Source organism: Aquidulcibacter sp. (assembly GCF_049239865.1).
Taxonomy (GTDB): Bacteria; Pseudomonadota; Alphaproteobacteria; order Caulobacterales; family Aquidulcibacteraceae; genus Aquidulcibacter.
The window spans coordinates 42,358-59,320 of sequence record NZ_JBMLTR010000031.1; the positions used below are offsets into that span (position 1 = coordinate 42,358).

A 16,963-nucleotide genomic window follows, 5' to 3' on the forward strand; every position below is an offset into this window, starting at 1 on the left:
TATCATCATGATGCGTCTACGCCCTTTCTTCAGCCTCATCTTGGCCCAATGGCCTTGGATCGCCTTGGCATCCAGCCTGTCCATGTTGGCCATTGCCCATGGGTTTGAGCGCTTCGCTGGGCTTGCGCCCTGCGCGCTTTGTTTGCACCAGCGCGAAGCCTATTGGATTGCGGCCGCCATTGCCGCCCTCGCCCTTATAGCCCGCCGGATGGAAGGGGCAGAGATGACAAACCGCGCCCTAAACCTGCTATTGACCTTCGCCTTTGTCGGCGGCGCGATTGTGGCGGGCTTTCACATGGGCGTGGAGTATAAGTGGTGGCCCGGCCTGCCCTCTTGCACGGCTGCCGGCGGCGGGGCGGTCCCTACAGATTTGCTAGGCTCCCTCAACCAACCCATACACGTGGTGGCCTGCGATGAGGCGGCTTGGGTTTTCCTAGGTCTGTCGATGGCGGGCTGGAATATGTTGATCTCGCTCAAACTCGCCATCTATTCGGGCTTAAGCGTGCTTTATCCTCGCGGTTTGACGGAGAAATCAGATGTCTGAAGCCACCACTGCCCGCGCCAGCCGTCCTGCGGCACCCGGTCGCCGCTTTGTCCAAGACCGCGTGGCGGAGATGCTACGTGTTGACCATGCCGGCGAGTTTGGTGCGACCCGCATTTATGAGGGCCAGCGTGCCGTATTCTCGCGCCTGCCCGGCGCACGCAAGATTGCGGCTCAACTCGCTGAGCAAGAAGCCGATGAGGCGGTGCATAAGGCTGCCTTTGATAAATTGCTGCTGGAACGCAAAGTCCGGCCAACCCTATTAGGCCCGATCTGGGGCGCTGCTGGCTTTGGCCTGGGGGTGGTGACGGCGCTGATGGGCGAGAAGGCCGCCCATGCCTGCACGGCTGCCGTCGAAGAAGTGATCGAAGATCACTACCGCGAGCAGATCGAAGAATTAGGCGATCAAGAGCCAGAGCTGTCGGCTATGATCCGCCAGTTTCGCGAGGAAGAAATCGCGCACAAGGATCAAGCCATTGCCGAAGGCGCGAAAGAGGCTTTCGGCCATCCCGTCCTAGAAGCCGTGATTAAGGCCGGATGCCGGGTTGCGATTGCGGTCTGCCAAAAGGTCTAAGGCGGCCTTATTGATAGCGCAGATCAGACTCGATCGATTGATCCAAAAGCTTCAGATCAATATCCAGCTCTTTGCCTTCATCGGCCTTAAGCTCCAGCTCAGTCCGCTCAAACAGTACTTCCAACTTCTTCAAGATCGTCTGTGTGCCGCCAATCCGCTCCATATCTGGGGCAGGGTCGGTTTCAAGCTTGGCAAGGGCTTCCGCGACTTTGACCGTCTCGGGGCAATAATAGGTGAAGACGCGCTGGGCGATGGACAGCTTCTCCGGATTTGCCGCCACCATCATCATCAAGCGATTACCCACCGCAACGATGCGCGCGACCGAAGCTACAGAATCTGGGTGGCGTAGTCGCGACAAGGTGCCGTCGAGTGCGCGCAACGCCGTTGCGGCATCGGCCAAGACCTGCTGCACCAATTCGGTACGGCCTTGCGGCATGGCGTTTTCGCTGACCGTTGGGGCTTCAATTTCAGGGCGGGCGGGCACAGGCGTTGCGGCTGTTCCAGCCGCAGGCTTCCCGATGCGATGGAGGAATAATGAGCCTACCCACGAAATAGCTCCACCGGCCATGATGCCAAAGCCAATACCAGCAACGGGGTTCAACAGATCACCAATCACGGCAGCCAAGAAAATCCCGGCACCGACAGAGGCTAAGGTCCAAGTCGCCTTAATGCGACCTTGGGCACGGCGTTGTTCACGCTGAACATCCCGCGCGGCGCGAATCTCAAGCTCAAAGCGGCGGCGGGCATCTTCCATTTTGCGTCTATAGACCTTGCGGTCTTCCTCGTCATCCTCTTCACGCCATTCGCGTCGCCGTCCCATCGTGTCACTACCCTTTTTAATCTGCGCCTCATGGCGCCGGTCGAGGGCTTCATAGGCCTCGCGCATCGCCAGTTCGATGACACTTTGTATAAATCCGATTAAAACGCCAAGTAAGCCAAGGCCAGCGAGACGGCCTTTACGCAGTAGAGGCGCTGCTTCGCGCACGCGGCCCATGCCACGACGCAGGGTTTCGCGGGCGATTGCACTGGTTGGTCCAAAAGGGCGCTTCATCAAAACATTCCTTTGGCCAATGCGAAATTGGCCATTCATCCGACATAGGAGCTTAACAGCCTCCTCGGAAGGGGGCATTGCGCGCAATAAGGCGACCAGAAGATTACAATGATGTTAGGCGGGCTGACTTATGCTTCCAGCACCACATCCCAATAGAGCCAATCAACCCAGCTCTCGTGCAAATGGTGCGGCGGGAACTTGCGGCCCATGGCCTGCAACTCATGCATGGTCGGTCTACGCGGTGGCTTGCGGGGCGTCATACCCACTTCGCGCAAACTCCGCCCGCCCTTGCGCAAATTGCACGGCGAGCAGGCAGTGACGATGTTTTCCCAGGTTGTCTTCCCGCCTTTAGAGCGCGGCACCACGTGGTCAAACGTCAAATCATCGGTGGCATGGCAATAGGCGCATTTAAAGCCGTCACGCAGGAACAGATTAAAGCGGGTAAAGGCTGGGGCGCGGTCTTGCTGGACATATTCTTTGAGCGAAATGACGCTGGGTAGCCGCATTTCAAAGCTGGGGCTGTGGACGGCCTGATCATATTCCGCCACCACTTCGACCCGGTCCATGTAAACCGCCTTGACCGCATCCTGCCACGACCAAACCGACAAAGGATAGTAAGACAAGGGGCGATAATCGGCGTTTAAGACCAAAGCCGGAAAGCCCGCTAAACTCGATTGGGCCTTGATCGGCTGGTGGTTTGAGGCGAATTCCAGATGGTCAATATTCATGGTCGCCTCCGTGTTTCAGGGAAGCAATCTTCATGAGATCGGCACGGCCGACGGCGAGACTGGTATGGTATGGCCTGTTGAAAACGGCTTCCTCCTGCTCTGCGCTTTATCAGTAACCGATTCACTGCAAAGAAAACATGACAGATGCGATATCGATTTGTGTCGATGCAGTTGCTCTGCCAGTGACGGGCTATGACGACCTACCCGCCCAAACCAGCCGCCAAACTTTTTGCGGGCCTCTTGTGCCTATTCACCTGTGCCGCTCTGATCCTGCAATCATGGATCAGTGTTGGATGGACCATGCGCGATGGCATGGGCTTGGCGGACAGTCTGTGGCGGCTGACGGGCTATTTCACCATCCTGACCAATAGCTTGATCGCGATCAGCATGGGGTTGATCGCAACCTCGCCCAAAGGACCCAAGATTTTCCCAAATCATGCCTTGGCGGCCCTGACCTTTTATATCACCACCATGGGCGTGATTTATCACCTCCTTCTCAGCGGAGGGCGCAATCTTTCAGGCCTGAATCTGATCGGTGATTTAGGGGTTCATTATGTTGTCCCGGCCTTAACGCTGCTTTGGTGGGCCTTATTTGCGGACAAGGACGAGGTGAAGTTTGGCCACGCTGTTATCTGGCTGGCGTGGCCGCTTCTTTACACCAGTGCAGCCCTGCTGCGCGGCCGGTTTGAAGATTGGTACCCTTACTTCTTCCTCGATGTCGGCAAATATGGTCTGGGGCAGATTGGGCTGAATGTATTAGGCTTGGGGCTCGGCTTTTTGGTGATGGGGCTTTTGTTCGTCATCCTCGCCAAAGGCCTGAAGCGGCTGCAGTCTAGGCCCCTTTAAGCACCCGCGCCAAGAAGGCCCCGCCAAGCTGCAAACCGTCCATCGCAATCGTATGGGCCGCCCTTGGTGAGACATGCAGGCGTGCATCAAGGCCAGCCTGACTTAAAAACTGCTGGGCCATTTGACTTGCCGCCAGCGGTACGACGTCATCTTGATCGCCATGCACCAATAAGACGGGTGGCTTAGAAGCCAGATCCGGACTGCCAACCAAGGCACCCGAAAACCCCAAAATGCCGGCATAGGCCTCCTTAGAGGCCAAGCCCACTTGCAGCGCCATCATCGTGCCTTGGCTGAAACCCACCAAGGCCGTCTGGGCTTTGGTGACATTAAAGCGCGCCATTTCAGCTTCGAGGAAGGCTTCCAGTAGGGGCGCTGCCTCCTTTGCGCCCTTGGCCAAATGGACGGGGTCCATGCTTTCAATCGCGAACCACTGATACATCGCACCAAAGCCTGGCACCTGCGTGGGCGCGTTGGGCGAGCTGAATTGCACATCTGGCAAAAGACGATCCCAATAGGGCGCAAGCGAAATCAGATCATCCCCGTTTGAGCCATAGCCGTGCAAGCTTACGACAAGGCCTTTGGGGCTTTGACCAGAAGTGGGCGCGCGACGCGGGCCGGTAAGGATTGTTGTTGCCATAGCCCATGCTAGCAAAAGCCAATTGCCAAGGACAGCCGCCCCACGGCATAGAGCAGGCATGTTTGCCACCCGCTTTGCCCCCTCGCCTACCGGCTATCTACATTTGGGCCATGCCTTTTCGGCTTGGACGGCCTTTGACGCGGCCCAATCCGAACAAGGGCGCTTTATTCTGCGGATCGAGGATACCGACCTGACGCGGTGTCGGCCTGAATTTGAAGAGGCCATTTATGAGGATTTAGCGTGGCTGGGCCTGACATGGGAAAACCCGGTGCGTCGCCAAAGTGACCATATGGAGGACTATGAAGCGGCTCTGGAACGCTTGAAAGCACTTGGCGTGCTCTATCGCTGTTTCAAGACCCGCAAAGAGCTGATGGAGGCCATCGCTTCGGCCCCCCATAGCTTTTCAGGCCCAGAGCCTGTTGCGCCTTTACCGCCCAGCGAGGAGGCCGACCAACTGGCGACAGGCAAGGCCTATGCGTGGCGGCTGTCGCTGGCACGCAGTGCGGCGGTGATTGGTGCTGACTGGGATCGTTTAGGCTTTGAGGCCAATGGCCAATGGGTCAAAGCCGATCCCGGCCAATTGGGCGATATTGTGCTGGCACGGAAGGAGTTTCCCTCCAGCTATCACCTCGCCAGCGTGCTCGACGACGCCAGCCAAGGCATCACCCATGTTATCCGCGGCGAAGATTTGGCCGAAGCCGCCCATATTCACGTCGTCCTGCAAAAACTGCTCGGCCTGCCAACGCCCATCTACCGGCACCATCGCCTGATCTTGGACGCCGATGGCAAGCGCTTTGCCAAGCGTAATCAGTCCGTCACATTGCGTAGCTTGCGCGAAAGCGGCACAAGCCCGGCTTTGATTCGAACCAGTCTTGGCCTTTAGGAACCCGCGCGTGGCCCAAACCGATGCACAAAAGCTATTCCTCGGGACAATCGCCTTGGCGGCGGGTGCTTCCTGCATCGCGCTGGCCCCCATTATGGTGAAGCTGTCGCCACTGGGTCCACAAGCCAGTGCGTTTTGGCGCCTCGCCTTCGCGCTGCCGCTTTTGGCCCTCTGGGCTTATTTGGAAGCCAAACCCAAAGCAAATGATGGTAAGCCTACTGCTTTGCCCATTGGCCTCTTGGCACTGGCAGGGCTGTTATTTGCGGGCGATTTGGCAACGTGGCACGCGGGGATCGTGCGCACGAGTGCGGCCAACGCCACCTTTTTGTCGAACCTGACGCCGATTGTGGTGGTTGCCGTCACCTGGCTAACGACACGGGCTTTGCCCAATAAGGCCTATTGGGTCGCAGTCGTGATCGCCCTTGTCGGTTCGCTCTTGCTCTCTGGTGGGGCCCCTGCCACCAACCCAGACCGCTTGGCGGGCGACGGATTATCAGCCCTAACCTCCATCTGGTACGGGCTTTATCTCATCACCATTGCCAGCATGCGCAATCAATGGGGCGCAGGCACAATTATGTTCTTCTCTTCAGCCTTTGCCATGCTCTGCTGCTTGGCCGTGACTGTCCTTTCGGGTGAGCCCCTCTTGCCGCCAGCAACCGGACAATCCTTCATCGCGCAATGGTGGCCACTCTTGGTCTTAGGCGTGATGGCGCAAGTGGCCGGGCAAGGCCTCCTAGCGGTGGGTTTTGGCATGGTGCCGACCCACATTGCGTCGGTCTTGATCTTGTTACAGCCTGTGCTGGTCGGCTTCCTCGGCTGGGCGTGGCTGCACGAAAGCCTCACCCCGGTGCAGATGATGGGCGGGGCTTTGGTGCTGGTGGGGGTTTGGCTCGCAAGGCGGGCAGGCTGATCCCCCTTGCCTAAATGCAAAAAGAGGGTGAACCTACCTCAAACATAAAGGGAGGCACCAACATGGCAGACGGCCATCATTCTGATCTTCATTCAGACCAAGCGCAGTTTAAGTCCATGATGGAAGGCACACAGGAAGATTGGGCCATCATTGCGGGCCATTCTAAAGCTTTCAATAAAGGTTTGGCAGACCGGGTTTTGGCACATTTGCGCCTGTTGGACGGCGATTATGGTGGCTTTCCGATTGATCGGCTAACCCATTCATTGCAATCGGCCACCTTGGCCCACCGCGACGGAATGGACGAAGAATATGTCGTCTGCGCGCTCTTGCATGATATTGGCGACACCTTGGGCAGCTATAATCACCCCGATATTGCCGCCGCAATTTTGAAGCCCTTTGTCAGCGAGGCCAATCATTGGATGGTCGCCAATCACGGTATCTTCCAAGGCTATTATTTCTTCCATCATTTAGGGCTCGACCGCGATATGCGCGAAGCTTACCGCGACCATCCCCATTTTGAGCATACCGCGCGCTTCTGCCACCGGCATGACCAAAACGCCTTTGATCCAGCCTATCAAGCCATGCCGCTGGAAGCCTTTGACCCCATGGTTCAACGCTTGTTCGCCGCACCTAAAAACTCAATTTATTTAAAAGCTTTAGCAGACAAAGCTTAGGCGATTTCTCGCTAGATGATGATGACTTTGTTGGGCAATTCGTCCACATCGTCATCCCGGCGTGGGAAGTGAACCGACAATATGGTGGCACTGTCTTCTATGGCCGCAATCAGGCCACGGCCTAAGGCTTGCTCGCGCGCGGCTGTGACCAGCTTGCCAATGACATCGCGCCAGACATCACGGGACACCTTGGTATAAATGCCCGTATCGGCAATGATTTCGGCTTGATGTTCGGCCAAGCTCACAAAGATCAACACCCCAGTTTTCCCAGTGGTCTGTTGCAGGCCGTGTGCCAAGAATTGATCGCGTGCCGCGCGATGGACTTGCTGGCGCTTGATCCAAGCAGGCGTCAGCTTCGCGGCGATACCCGGCTGCAGGTCTAAAGCCGAAACCAGCATAAACAGGATCGCCTGTAGGGCTAGGATGAAGATCATGCCGGTTGCTGCCTCATCGGCGGGCGTGGCACCAAGACCGACATTCCACCCCCCTGCCTGCCAGAGCGTGAAGGCGCTGCCAATGGTCAAAGGGTTCAGACCAATCGCCATCAGGAGCAAGGGCACGAGAATAGCAACCAAGGCCCCATAAAATAGCATGATCCAACGATAATCGACGGTTCGCCCCGAGACGACAACCACGATCTCGCCCGAGGTCTTTGTTTCGGCCGCCGCAATGGCTGCCGTGACTGCAGCCTTATCCTCAGCGGTCAAATGCATATGCGCGTGTTTTACCATGAGCCTGATGCCCCGCCCCCACCAAAGCTGCCGCCGCCGCCGGAGAAACCGCCGCCGCCGCCAAAGCCACCACCACCAAATCCACCACCACCAAAGCCGCCACCAAAGCCACCGCCGCCGCGGCGGTCATCATCATCATCCCAGTCATGCAGGATGATAGGACCACTGCCCCAAGGGGAATGGCGGCGAAACCGCGTACGCCGTGTGTTGGCGATCGAGAGCCAAATCCAGAAAATCAAAAAGGCAATCACAATGATCACGGCAATCGGATCGCCACCTGTGTCCTTGGCCTCCGCCTTCAGGCCACGGGCGGCCCGGGCTTGCAGCTCAGCTGGATCGGTCGTCAAAATCTGCTCAATCGCGGCTGTACCCGCAACAATGCCGCCCGGCATATCGCCCGCTTTAAAGGCCGGCACAATGTTGTCGCGAATGATTTCGCTGGTATAATAATCCGTCAAAATGCCTTCGAGGCCATAGCCGACCTCGATCCGCACTTTGCGCTCATTCGGAGCCACCAAGAGAATGACGCCATTATTCAGGCGTTCGCCCTGCCCGATTTGCCAAGCCCGACCGAGCTTGTAGCCAAATTCCTCGAGCTCAAAACCCTGTAAGCTTGGAACCGTCACCACCACCAATTGGTCCGACGATTTGGCCTCTAATGCCTCCAATTGCGCAATGAGTTCGCCCTCGGTCTCCTCGGGAATGATATTGGCATCATCCACAACCCGGCCAGTTAGGACCGGGAATTTAGGATCGGCGGCCCGAGCAGGGCTTGTTATCCAACATGTGGCGATCAAGCTGAGCGCCAGCAAAGCCAAAAGCCAGAAGCGACTTGAAAGGCTTGGTGAAGGCCGCAGCAAGGCGGGATTGGTCACGCGCTTAAAACTTCACTTCCGGCGGCTTTTCAGAGCCTGCGGTCGCTTGGAAGAGCTGCATGGGCTGGGAGGACGAAAATGCCGTCTTGGCCCAGACCACACTGGGGAAAGTCCGCAAAGTGGTATTAAAGGTCTGCACGGCGGCATTATAGTCGCGGCGCGCAATGGCGATCCGGTTCTCCGTGCCCTCAAGTTGGGATTGCAGCGCTGCATAGCCCTCTAAGGAGCGTAGCTCCGGATAGGCTTCAACGGTTTGGCGGAAGTTGATGAGTGCGGTTGAAAGCTGCGCTTGCGCCGCTTGAAACTCTTGGAATTTTTGCGGGTCGGTGATGGTTGAGGCATCAAACTTGGGTTGGGTCGCGGAAGCGCGCGCCTCCGTTACCGCCGTCAGAACACCCTTTTCCTGTGCTGCAGCGCCTTTGACAGTCGCGACAAGGTTTGGCACCAAGTCCGCACGGCGTTGATATTGGGTTTGAACTTCGGCCCAAGCCGCCTTGGCAGCCTCTTCCTGCGTTGGAATGGTGTTATAGCCACATCCTGAAACCGATGTTGCGGCAACGCCAACCAATGCCAAAGCAGCAAAACGTGTGTTCAAAGCCATCTAAACCTCCATACCGTCTTTGTGTCGCTACATGCGCGCACCAAAGGACGCCCTTATGTTAGGGGTGGCAAGGGGTAGCGCAAGATGGCGCATGTTAAAATCGAACCCATGCCCGCGTTAGGGCTCTCGGCGCACCGTTTGATATTGGTAGGCGGCTACAAAGCCTTCACTTTCATAAAGATGTCGCGCCGGGGCATTATTGGTTTCGACTTGCAACCAGAATTGTCGATAGCCTGACTGAAAAGCCCGCCCCATGATCGCGCGGAGGACGGAACGGGCAAGCCCTTGATTGCGACAACTGGCATGGGTGCGCATGGCCGCTATGCCAGCGCTATCACCGGCAAAGGTGCAGAGCCCCGCTGCTGCCAGCGCCCCATTTTGGCGGATAATCCCAAAGGCAGATGGGCAAGGTATGCGGCCTAGAATGTCGATCCGCTCTTGGCCATCGCCACCTGAATGGCTGGTTTCTGAGACGATCTGAATGAAGTCTTGTGTGACGTGGGGACTGATATCTACCTCATGCTTGGGCGCGCCTAACTGGCCCTCAAAAGTCATCACGGCAACTTGGCTGACGGCCACATAGCCGCGCCGCGCCAGTCTTTCGGGCAAGTCCAACGGGTCTGCGCCACCGGTCACCAATTTGAACTGAGGTGCCAAGCCCAAGGCACGATAATGCGCCTCCACCGCCTCGATGGAGGCGTCAACATCACTCCCCGCATAGGTCAACGGCCAGCATGAATTGGTGCGACCAACAAAACCCAGCCCCGAAAAAACTTGCCACCCATCAAGCCGATTTTCGCGCACGGCAGGCCAGCCGCGCGCGGTTGCCTGTTCGATACGATGGATGGCGGATAGGTCCAAGCTACCAGTCTCTATTTTTGCGCGCGGGCAGCGGCCTCAATGCCCAGCTTGGCCCAAACCAAGGCTTCGTCTGCATCATCAAAAGCCGATTCCGGCATCGCCCGATAGGATAGAGTCATGATCTCGCCTGTCCCTTTATCATAGTGAAAGGGTTGGCAATCCTGGGCGTCAAATTTTGGGTTATTGATCCGGTCGGCTTTGAGATAGATTTCATTATCCGTCAGAAGCGCAAACATGCGGCCGTCATAATAGACGCCTGCGCCGCCAAACATTTTGCGGACCCGAATATCGCCTAAGCCGCTGAACAAATCCTGCGCGGTCGCAATCAGCGCATCTAGTTCGGGATTGGCCTTTGCCTTCTTGGCCAAAATCAGGCCTCAGACGTGGCAGGAACGATGGTCACGCTCTCCCCACAGCCACAAGCATCGGTTTCATTGGGGTTTTTGAAGACGAACTTGGAGTGCAGCTTGGTGTTCTCCACATCGACGACAGAGCCGACCAAGAATAAGATGGCATTGGAGGCGACGAGGATTTTCACGCCCTTATCTTCTACCACTTCGTCCAAAGGATCTGGGGCATCGGCATAGGCCATGACATATTCCATTCCCGCGCAACCGCCATTTTTAATGCCGACGCGCAGATAGGGCTTTTCAGACTTGGCCATGACATCGCGCACGCGCTCAGCAGCGGCGTCTGTCAGGCTCACGACTTGCGGGCGCGGGCGGCGGGTGCGGGTTGGGATCAGGTCGGGCGAATTCATGTGTGCCACCTATAGCATATTCAAAGCCAAACGGGCTTCATCGCTCATGCGTGCTTGCGTCCAAGGTGGATCAAAGGTCACAATGGCCTTGGCCGAATTGATCCCATTCACCGTCTTGGCCGCATCTTCTACCATAATTGGGAGTTCGCCGGCCACAGGGCAAGCCGGGGCGGTGAGCGTCATGTCGATATCGACATGGCCGCCAGCTTTCAGATCAACTTTATAAATCAAGCCCAATTCATAGACGTCGACCGGAATTTCCGGGTCATAGACGGTCTTGAACGCGTCAATCAAATCGTCCGTCAAGCGGGCGATCTCTTCGGGTGGCAGGTCGGAAGGCTCCCGATCTGGTTGCACGATAGGCGGGCTGGATACATCCAGCATATCTCGTGGGGCAGTCGTTTCATCGCTCATGGGTGGACCTTACAGCAAAAAATCGCGCGCTTTTGCAAGCGCTTCAACAAAGGTGTCGACATCGTCGAAACTGGTATAGGCGGCAAAGCTCGCCCGTGCGGTGGCAGTGACGCCCAAGGCCTTCATCAGCGGCTGGGCACAATGATGGCCGGCCCGAACGGCGACACCATAACGGTCCAAGACTTGGGCGACATCGTGGGGATGGGCACCATCAATGTTGAAAGCAATGATGCCGCCCTTGCCAGGTGCAGTGCCATAAAGACTGATGCCATTAATGCCGCGCAAGCACGCCATCGCATGATCTAGCAAGGCCTGTTCGTGGGCATGCATCGCCGCTTGATCCTGCGCCATCATCCAGTCGACCGCAGCGCCTAAGCCCACCGCTTCGGTAATCGCAGGCGTGCCCGCCTCAAACCGGAACGGCGGCACATTATAGGTGATCAGCTCTTTGGAGACGATCTCAATCATCTCGCCGCCGCCTTGCCACGGTGGCAACAGGTTCAAGGCCTCTGGGGTGCCGTGTAAGACGCCAATACCGGTCGGCCCATAAATTTTGTGCGCCGAGAACGCATAGAAATCAGCGCCAATGGCTTGGACGTCGACGCTTTGGTGCACCACGCCCTGACAGCCATCGATCAGAACTTGCGCCCCAACTTGATGGGCAAGCGACACAATGGTCGCTACATCTTGCACGCTGCCCAACACGTTGGACATATGGCTGATCGCCACCATTTTGGTGCGCGGACCGACGAGGGCGGCCAGCGAGTCCATATCGAGTGCGCCTTGCGGCGTGATGGCTGCCCATTTCAGCACCGCGCCGGATCGTTGCGCTGCCATGTGCCAAGGCACGATATTGGCGTGATGCTCCATCTCGGAGATGACAATCTCATCGCCGGGCTTCAAGCTTTGGCTGACGCCAGCGGCCACCAGATTTATGGCCTCGGTCGCACTCTTGGTGAAGACAATCTCGTCTGCACTGCCAGCATGGATAAAGCGGGCGACCTTAGTGCGTGCATCCTCAAACGCTTGGGTCGCTTCATTGGCTAGAGTATGCAGCCCACGGTGGACATTGGCGTAAGAGGTGCGTTGAAAATCCGCCATGGCCGAAATCACGCTTTCAGGCTTTTGCGCGCTGGCGGCACTATCGAGATAGACCAAGGGCTTGCCGTGGATCTTCCGAGTCAGGATCGGGAAATCCGCCCGCACTTTGGCAACATCAAAGGCCGCAGGATTGGTTGGAGTTTGGGCGTTCATGATGAACTCGCCTCCAACCACATACGTGCCAGCTCAGAAAACCACTCCCGTACACCTTCGTGCTCAATTGCCTCAAAGACGTCGGTCACAAAGGCTTCCACCAACAAGGACTTGGCTTGTGCCTCTGGGATGCCGCGCTGGCGCATGTAAAATAGGGCTTGATCGTCTAACGCCCCAATCGTGTTGCCATGGGCGCATTGAACGTCATCGGCATAGATTTCAAGCTCTGGCTTGGCATCAATCTCTGCCCCTTCGCTGAGCATCAGGGCATGGTGGTTTTGTCGGGCATCGGTCTTTTGAGCGGCGCGCTCGACCAGGATTTTACCTTGGAAGACACCGCGCGCCCGGTCCTGAACCGCCCCTTTAAACAATTCCCGCGTTTGCCCGTTCGGGCTTGCATGGACGACCTTTGTGGTCATGTCGGCATGGGTGTGGCCGGAGAGCAAATAGGCCCCATGTATCAAACAGCTCGCGCCCTCGCCCGCTAAGGTCACATGGGTTTCAGCGCGCGCAAGCTTGCCGCCAAACATCAGCGAAATCGCGTGATAGCGACCTGTGTCGGCAACATCCACCGCCGTGTGGGTAAGCTCGATTGCCTGCGTGTCACCATTTTGAAGGCTATAGCGAACCAGTTCTGCACCGGCGCCAATCTCAATTTCTAAGAGCCCCGTTGAAAGACCAGCGGTGGCGAGGCCAGTATCGATCAAGGTCAGCCGCGCGCCCGCATCCAATTCCAAACGCACCCGCATCGGCGCGCCGGGGTGGCGGCGCAAGACAACAGGGCGGCTCTGGCTTTGTGTTACCCGCAAAACCACCGCACGCGGGGCAAAGCCCACAGCCAGCGTGGCCAAGGGCCCTGCGCCTTCAAGTTCTAAGCTGTCTTCAGTCTCGATGATGAGGCCCAGGTCCTTTTCTCCCTCAAGGCCAAAGCCATCGGGGGCAAAGTCCAAGACCAACGCATCTTGCAGGCAAGCCGGGATCAGGCCAGCCGACCCATCGGATTCTGGGATTCCATCGGCAAGGGCGGCACGCAGATCCGTCCATTTAAACGCTTCAACCCGGCGATTGGGTAAGCCTTCAGCGGCAATTTGCGCGCGGGCCGCATCGCCTGCTTCGGTGGGCGGAAAAGCGTTTAAAAGCGCCGCCTCACCTGCCGATAATGTCAATTCGGCTAAGGCCATTAAGCGGCATCCTTATAGCGATCATAGCCGTCTGCCTCGAGTGCCAGGGCCAATTCCGGCCCACCGCTATCGACGATGCGGCCGCCGGCCAACACATGCACCCGGTCAGGCTTAATATGGTCCAGCAAGCGCTGGTAATGGGTGATGACCAGCATGCCCTTATCGGGACCGCGCAGCGCGTTCACGCCTTCAGACACAACTTTGAGCGCATCGATATCAAGACCGGAATCGGTCTCGTCCAAGATCATGAAGCGCGGGTCGAGAAGCGCCATTTGGTAGATTTCCATCCGCTTCTTTTCACCACCCGAGAAGCCAACATTCAAAGGACGCTTCATCATCTCCGGCGTGACACCGAGCTTCTTGGCGACATCGCGCGACAATTTCATAAAGTCCGGCACGGAGATTTCGCCTTCGCCGCGCGCTTTGCGCTGGGCGTTCAAGGCCGTGCGCAAGAAAGTCAGGGTCGGAACACCGGGGATCTCAAGTGGATATTGAAACGACAAGAACAGGCCCTTTGCGGCGCGCTCTTCCGGGGCAAGATCCAACAAGTCTGCGCCATTGAGGGTTGCGGTTCCACCGACGACCTCATAGCCATCGCGGCCCGTCAGCGCATAAGACAAAGTCGATTTACCGGCCCCATTGGGGCCCATGATCGCGTGCACTTCACCTGCAGGCACGGCAAGCGTCAGGCCCTTAATGATCGTTGTGCCGCCGACTTCGACTTGCAGATTGTTGATGTTCAACATGAGAGGGTCTTTCTAGTGGGAGGATTTTCGTGGTTTGATTGGCTGATTGACTGGATCATTGCATGGCTCCAGCCCGGCGAAGTTGGACCAAGTTAATTGACCAAGTGGTCGATTTTTGGTACATAAGCTTCATGAAAACCGTGATGAATGTGGCTGAAGCAAAGGCCAAACTCTCAGAACTGATTGAGCGGGCCGAACGCGGTGAAGCCGTTTTCATTGCGCGCAAAGGGAAAGAGGCGGTCCGGCTGCTTGCCGCAAATGGGCCGGACTTGACCAAGCCAAGTCGAGCCAATCTTTTCGGAACACTCGCCCATCTAGGGCCTATCCCGGAAGACGCCTTAGAGCCCGAACTATTTGACGCTTGGTCCAGCGAGCAAGCGATCACAGGCTTTGAGCCTGCCAAACAGATGGGCGTGGCCGAAGCTTCCAAGCCGTTTGATCCCGAAGGCTGAGCGTGGCTTATCTGCTTGATACCAATGCGATCTTGTTTGGGCTGTTTATGCCCGACAAGATCAAGCCCTCTATCCGCGCTTTGATCCGTGATCCGGCAAACCGGGTTTGTGCGAGCGTTGCCAGCATCTACGAAATCAACTTCAAAGTGGCGCTCGGCAAGCTCTGGCTGCCTGTTGATTTCGACATCACAGCCCATTTGGTCCAAGCCGATACAGAATTGCTCTCGATCAATCCATTTCATGCCGCTGCGGCGAGTCGCTTGCCGTTGATCAATCGCGATCCTTGGGATCGATTGATTGCCGCCCAAGCGCTCAATGAACGACTGACCTTGATAAGCTCGGACAAAGCGATCCAAGCCCTTGGCGTCAAAACCCTTTGGTGAAGGCGCTAACATGGCGATACCTCCCCAATTGGCTTGAGAATTTCGATCCGATTGCCGAATGGGTCATAGAGAAACGCCCGCACATGGCCGGGCAACTCATCATCATGCTTGACCCTAAAGCCTGACGCCTCGGCTTTGCTGGCTAGGTCTGCGACATCAGCCACGCGGAAAGCAACATGGGCCTTATCATTGGCGCGGAAGTCTTGTTCCACACCCAAATGAACTTTCACGCCGCCCGATTGATACCAAGCCCCACCGCGGGCTGCCATGGACTCGGGCTTAGGCACTTCGGTCAGCCCCAACAGGTCCGCATAAAACGCACGCGCGACCGCTTCACCACCCGCGGGGATGGCGATTTGAACATGGTCGATGGCGGCGATGGTGGTCACCCCACACTCCCCTCAAGGCTGATTGCGACCAGCTTTTGGGCTTCCACCGCAAACTCCATCGGCAGTTCTTGAAGGACTTCGCGGACAAAGCCATTGACCAAAAGTGCGACCGCATCTTCAGTCGGCAGGCCACGTTGGCGGCAATAGAAAAGCTGATCTTCGCTCAAGCGAGTCGTTGTCGCCTCATGTTCAAACGTGGCGTAGGGCGTTTTGGCTTCCACGTAAGGCACCGTGTGGGCACCGCATTGATCGCCGATCAACAGACTGTCGCACTGGGTGAAATTGCGTGCACCCTTGGCCTTTGCATGCGCACTCACCAGACCGCGATAGGTATTGTTGCTTTTGCCCGCCGAAATGCCCTTTGAGACAATGCGCGAGCGGGTATTTTTGCCCAGATGGATCATCTTTGTGCCGGTATCGGCTTGCTGATGCCCATTGGTGATGGCGATGGAATAAAACGCCCCTTGGCTTTCATCCCCGCGCAAGATGCAGGACGGATATTTCCAAGTCACCGCCGAACCCGTCTCAACTTGGGTCCAGCTGACCTTAGAGCGCACGCCCCGGCAGTCTGCCCGCTTGGTCACGAAGTTATAGATCCCGCCAACCCCATTCTTGTCGCCGGGATACCAATTCTGCACCGTCGAATATTTGATCTCCGCATCGTCGAGCACAACCAGTTCCACCACCGCCGCATGGAGTTGGTTCTCATCGCGCATCGGCGCGGTACAACCCTCCAAGTACGAGACATAAGCGCCCTTATCGGCGATGATTAAGGTACGCTCAAACTGGCCCGTGTCGGCCGCATTGATCCGGAAATAGGTCGACAATTCCATCGGGCAGCGCACGCCGGGCGGGATATAGACAAAGGTGCCATCCGAGAACACGGCGCTATTGAGAGTCGCGTAGAAATTATCGGTCACAGGCACCACGGTGCCCAGATATTGCCGCACAAGGTCTGGATATTCCTTGATCGCTTCAGACATGGAGCAAAAGATCACGCCTGATTTGGCCAATTCTTCGCGGAAAGTCGTGGCCACCGAAACGCTGTCGAAGACCGCGTCCACCGCAATTCGGGGTGCGCCTTTGACGCCAGCCAGAACCTCTTGTTCCCGGAGCGGGATACCTAGTTTTTTATAGGTCTCCAAAATCTCTGGATCGAGGTCGTCGAGGCTGTTAAGCTCGATCTTGGCTTTTGGCGCGGCGTAATAATAGGAATCCTGGAAGTCGATGGTGGGATAATTGACCATGGCCCAGCTTGGCTCTTGCATAGTCAGCCAGCGCTCATAAGCCGCCAAACGCCACTCTAGCATCCATTCTGGCTCGCCCTTTTTGGCCGAGATATAGCGCACAATATCGGTGTTTAGACCCTTGGGGGCCATTTCCATTTCGATATCGGTGATGAAGCCATGCTCGTAATCGGCAATGCTTTCAACGGTGTCGATGGTTTCTTTTACTGCGGGCATTGGATAAAG

General features: G+C 56.9%; 23 protein-coding genes. 8 read left to right on the plus strand and 15 right to left on the minus strand.

Features of this window, described 5'->3' with window-relative positions; genetic code table 11:
- Nucleotides 1-7 precede the first annotated feature (7 nt).
- Entirely contained in the window at nt 8-544 is a 537-nt protein-coding gene (locus tag ACOVRA_RS02800) for a disulfide bond formation protein B (protein ID WP_421718959.1), read from the plus strand.
- Entirely contained in the window at nt 537-1,115 is a 579-nt protein-coding gene (locus ACOVRA_RS02805) for a demethoxyubiquinone hydroxylase family protein (protein ID WP_298228484.1), read from the plus strand. The genes ACOVRA_RS02800 and ACOVRA_RS02805 overlap by 8 nt, the downstream gene beginning before the upstream one ends.
- A 7-nt stretch (nt 1,116-1,122) precedes the next feature.
- Here ACOVRA_RS02805 and ACOVRA_RS02810 read toward each other — a convergent pair whose 3' ends face one another.
- Together ACOVRA_RS02810 and ACOVRA_RS02815 are read right to left on the minus strand one after the other, a co-directional pair.
- Complete coding sequence (locus tag ACOVRA_RS02810) at nt 1,123-2,166, minus strand: 5-bromo-4-chloroindolyl phosphate hydrolysis family protein (protein ID WP_421718960.1); 1,044 nt, start codon at nt 2,164-2,166, stop codon at nt 1,123-1,125.
- 128 nt (nt 2,167-2,294) lie between these two features.
- A complete protein-coding gene (locus tag ACOVRA_RS02815) occupies nt 2,295-2,894 on the minus strand; it encodes an HNH endonuclease (RefSeq protein WP_298228489.1) in 600 nt (199 codons plus the stop codon).
- Nucleotides 2,895-3,086: 192 nt separating this feature from the next.
- On the opposite strand from ACOVRA_RS02815, the gene ACOVRA_RS02820 reads away from it, so the two are divergent.
- Complete coding sequence (locus tag ACOVRA_RS02820) at nt 3,087-3,740, plus strand: Pr6Pr family membrane protein (RefSeq protein WP_421718961.1); 654 nt, start codon at nt 3,087-3,089, stop codon at nt 3,738-3,740.
- Here the strand turns inward: ACOVRA_RS02820 and ACOVRA_RS02825 are convergent.
- Nucleotides 3,727-4,377, minus strand: coding sequence for an alpha/beta hydrolase (locus ACOVRA_RS02825; protein WP_421718962.1), 651 nt, complete (start codon nt 4,375-4,377; stop codon nt 3,727-3,729). The two genes, ACOVRA_RS02820 and ACOVRA_RS02825, sit on opposite strands and share 14 nt — an antisense overlap.
- Before the next feature lie 58 nt (nt 4,378-4,435).
- On the opposite strand from ACOVRA_RS02825, the gene gluQRS reads away from it, so the two are divergent.
- From gluQRS to ACOVRA_RS02840, 3 genes are all read left to right on the plus strand, one after another.
- Nucleotides 4,436-5,260, plus strand: coding sequence for a tRNA glutamyl-Q(34) synthetase GluQRS (gene gluQRS / locus ACOVRA_RS02830; RefSeq protein WP_421718963.1), 825 nt, complete (start codon nt 4,436-4,438; stop codon nt 5,258-5,260).
- A gap of 10 nt (nt 5,261-5,270) precedes the next feature.
- The gene (locus ACOVRA_RS02835; protein ID WP_421718964.1) at nt 5,271-6,170 is read left to right on the plus strand and encodes a DMT family transporter; all 900 of its coding nucleotides are present in this window, start codon (nt 5,271-5,273) and stop codon (nt 6,168-6,170) included.
- 62 nt (nt 6,171-6,232) lie between these two features.
- Nucleotides 6,233-6,844, plus strand: coding sequence for an HD domain-containing protein (locus ACOVRA_RS02840; protein ID WP_421718965.1), 612 nt, complete (start codon nt 6,233-6,235; stop codon nt 6,842-6,844).
- 11 nt (nt 6,845-6,855) lie between these two features.
- Here ACOVRA_RS02840 and ACOVRA_RS02845 read toward each other — a convergent pair whose 3' ends face one another.
- The 10 genes from ACOVRA_RS02845 to sufC form a co-directional block, all read right to left on the minus strand.
- A complete protein-coding gene (locus ACOVRA_RS02845) occupies nt 6,856-7,575 on the minus strand; it encodes a TPM domain-containing protein (protein ID WP_421718966.1) in 720 nt (239 codons plus the stop codon).
- Nucleotides 7,569-8,450 carry a TPM domain-containing protein gene (locus tag ACOVRA_RS02850; RefSeq protein WP_421718967.1) on the minus strand — a complete coding sequence of 294 codons (882 nt, stop codon included), beginning with the start codon at nt 8,448-8,450 and terminating at the stop codon, nt 7,569-7,571. Before ACOVRA_RS02850 ends, ACOVRA_RS02845 begins: the two co-directional genes overlap by 7 nt.
- Before the next feature lie 4 nt (nt 8,451-8,454).
- Complete coding sequence (locus ACOVRA_RS02855; protein ID WP_421718968.1) at nt 8,455-9,051, minus strand: LemA family protein; 597 nt, start codon at nt 9,049-9,051, stop codon at nt 8,455-8,457.
- Nucleotides 9,052-9,168: 117 nt separating this feature from the next.
- Nucleotides 9,169-9,912, minus strand: coding sequence for a GNAT family N-acetyltransferase (locus ACOVRA_RS02860; RefSeq protein WP_421718969.1), 744 nt, complete (start codon nt 9,910-9,912; stop codon nt 9,169-9,171).
- Nucleotides 9,913-9,923: 11 nt separating this feature from the next.
- Nucleotides 9,924-10,280, minus strand: coding sequence for a TfoX/Sxy family protein (locus ACOVRA_RS02865; RefSeq protein WP_421718970.1), 357 nt, complete (start codon nt 10,278-10,280; stop codon nt 9,924-9,926).
- A 2-nt stretch (nt 10,281-10,282) separates the two neighbouring features.
- A complete protein-coding gene (locus tag ACOVRA_RS02870) occupies nt 10,283-10,672 on the minus strand; it encodes a HesB/IscA family protein (RefSeq protein ID WP_298228510.1) in 390 nt (129 codons plus the stop codon).
- A gap of 9 nt (nt 10,673-10,681) precedes the next feature.
- Nucleotides 10,682-11,056, minus strand: coding sequence for a DUF59 domain-containing protein (locus ACOVRA_RS02875; protein ID WP_395631906.1), 375 nt, complete (start codon nt 11,054-11,056; stop codon nt 10,682-10,684).
- A 39-nt stretch (nt 11,057-11,095) separates the two neighbouring features.
- Nucleotides 11,096-12,340 carry an aminotransferase class V-fold PLP-dependent enzyme gene (locus ACOVRA_RS02880; RefSeq protein ID WP_421718971.1) on the minus strand — a complete coding sequence of 415 codons (1,245 nt, stop codon included), beginning with the start codon at nt 12,338-12,340 and terminating at the stop codon, nt 11,096-11,098.
- On the minus strand, nt 12,337-13,521 hold the full coding sequence (gene sufD / locus ACOVRA_RS02885) for a Fe-S cluster assembly protein SufD (RefSeq protein ID WP_421718972.1): 1,185 nt from the start codon (nt 13,519-13,521) through the stop codon (nt 12,337-12,339). Before sufD ends, ACOVRA_RS02880 begins: the two co-directional genes overlap by 4 nt.
- Nucleotides 13,521-14,267, minus strand: a complete 747-nt coding sequence (sufC, locus tag ACOVRA_RS02890; RefSeq protein WP_421718973.1) for a Fe-S cluster assembly ATPase SufC — start codon at nt 14,265-14,267, stop codon at nt 13,521-13,523. The genes sufD and sufC overlap by 1 nt, the downstream gene beginning before the upstream one ends.
- Nucleotides 14,268-14,329: 62 nt before the next feature.
- Here sufC and ACOVRA_RS02895 point away from each other — a divergent pair, with 62 nt between their 5' ends.
- Complete coding sequence (locus ACOVRA_RS02895) at nt 14,330-14,719, plus strand: type II toxin-antitoxin system Phd/YefM family antitoxin (protein ID WP_421718974.1); 390 nt, start codon at nt 14,330-14,332, stop codon at nt 14,717-14,719.
- 2 nt (nt 14,720-14,721) lie between these two features.
- On the plus strand, nt 14,722-15,102 hold the full coding sequence (locus tag ACOVRA_RS02900) for a type II toxin-antitoxin system VapC family toxin (protein WP_421718975.1): 381 nt from the start codon (nt 14,722-14,724) through the stop codon (nt 15,100-15,102).
- Between the two features lie 5 nt (nt 15,103-15,107).
- On the opposite strand, the gene ACOVRA_RS02905 is transcribed toward ACOVRA_RS02900, so the two are convergent.
- Together ACOVRA_RS02905 and sufB are read right to left on the minus strand one after the other, a co-directional pair.
- Nucleotides 15,108-15,491, minus strand: a complete 384-nt coding sequence (locus ACOVRA_RS02905; protein WP_421718976.1) for a VOC family protein — start codon at nt 15,489-15,491, stop codon at nt 15,108-15,110.
- Nucleotides 15,488-16,954 carry a Fe-S cluster assembly protein SufB gene (gene sufB, locus ACOVRA_RS02910; RefSeq protein ID WP_421718977.1) on the minus strand — a complete coding sequence of 489 codons (1,467 nt, stop codon included), beginning with the start codon at nt 16,952-16,954 and terminating at the stop codon, nt 15,488-15,490. Before sufB ends, ACOVRA_RS02905 begins: the two co-directional genes overlap by 4 nt.
- Between the last annotated feature and the right edge of the window lie 9 nt (nt 16,955-16,963).

What these genes read in the sequence shown, in the direction of transcription:
- gluQRS (WP_421718963.1), top strand. Translation starts at nt 4,436, where the DNA reads ATGTTTGCCACCCGCTTTGCCCCCTCGCCTACCGGCTATCTACATTTG.
- ACOVRA_RS02815 (WP_298228489.1), bottom strand. Translation starts at nt 2,894, where the DNA reads ATGAATATTGACCATCTGGAATTCGCCTCAAACCACCAGCCGATCAAG.
- ACOVRA_RS02800 (WP_421718959.1), top strand. Translation starts at nt 8, where the DNA reads ATGATGCGTCTACGCCCTTTCTTCAGCCTCATCTTGGCCCAATGGCCT.
- sufD (WP_421718972.1), bottom strand. Translation starts at nt 13,521, where the DNA reads ATGGCCTTAGCCGAATTGACATTATCGGCAGGTGAGGCGGCGCTTTTA.
- ACOVRA_RS02880 (WP_421718971.1), bottom strand. Translation starts at nt 12,340, where the DNA reads ATGAACGCCCAAACTCCAACCAATCCTGCGGCCTTTGATGTTGCCAAA.
- ACOVRA_RS02895 (WP_421718974.1), top strand. Translation starts at nt 14,330, where the DNA reads ATGGCTCCAGCCCGGCGAAGTTGGACCAAGTTAATTGACCAAGTGGTC.
- sufC (WP_421718973.1), bottom strand. Translation starts at nt 14,267, where the DNA reads ATGTTGAACATCAACAATCTGCAAGTCGAAGTCGGCGGCACAACGATC.
- ACOVRA_RS02810 (WP_421718960.1), bottom strand. Translation starts at nt 2,166, where the DNA reads ATGAAGCGCCCTTTTGGACCAACCAGTGCAATCGCCCGCGAAACCCTG.
- ACOVRA_RS02855 (WP_421718968.1), bottom strand. Translation starts at nt 9,051, where the DNA reads ATGGCTTTGAACACACGTTTTGCTGCTTTGGCATTGGTTGGCGTTGCC.
- ACOVRA_RS02805 (WP_298228484.1), top strand. Translation starts at nt 537, where the DNA reads ATGTCTGAAGCCACCACTGCCCGCGCCAGCCGTCCTGCGGCACCCGGT.
- ACOVRA_RS02845 (WP_421718966.1), bottom strand. Translation starts at nt 7,575, where the DNA reads ATGGTAAAACACGCGCATATGCATTTGACCGCTGAGGATAAGGCTGCA.
- ACOVRA_RS02825 (WP_421718962.1), bottom strand. Translation starts at nt 4,377, where the DNA reads ATGGCAACAACAATCCTTACCGGCCCGCGTCGCGCGCCCACTTCTGGT.
- ACOVRA_RS02840 (WP_421718965.1), top strand. Translation starts at nt 6,233, where the DNA reads ATGGCAGACGGCCATCATTCTGATCTTCATTCAGACCAAGCGCAGTTT.
- ACOVRA_RS02820 (WP_421718961.1), top strand. Translation starts at nt 3,087, where the DNA reads ATGACGACCTACCCGCCCAAACCAGCCGCCAAACTTTTTGCGGGCCTC.
- ACOVRA_RS02875 (WP_395631906.1), bottom strand. Translation starts at nt 11,056, where the DNA reads ATGCTGGATGTATCCAGCCCGCCTATCGTGCAACCAGATCGGGAGCCT.
- sufB (WP_421718977.1), bottom strand. Translation starts at nt 16,954, where the DNA reads ATGCCCGCAGTAAAAGAAACCATCGACACCGTTGAAAGCATTGCCGAT.
- ACOVRA_RS02870 (WP_298228510.1), bottom strand. Translation starts at nt 10,672, where the DNA reads ATGAATTCGCCCGACCTGATCCCAACCCGCACCCGCCGCCCGCGCCCG.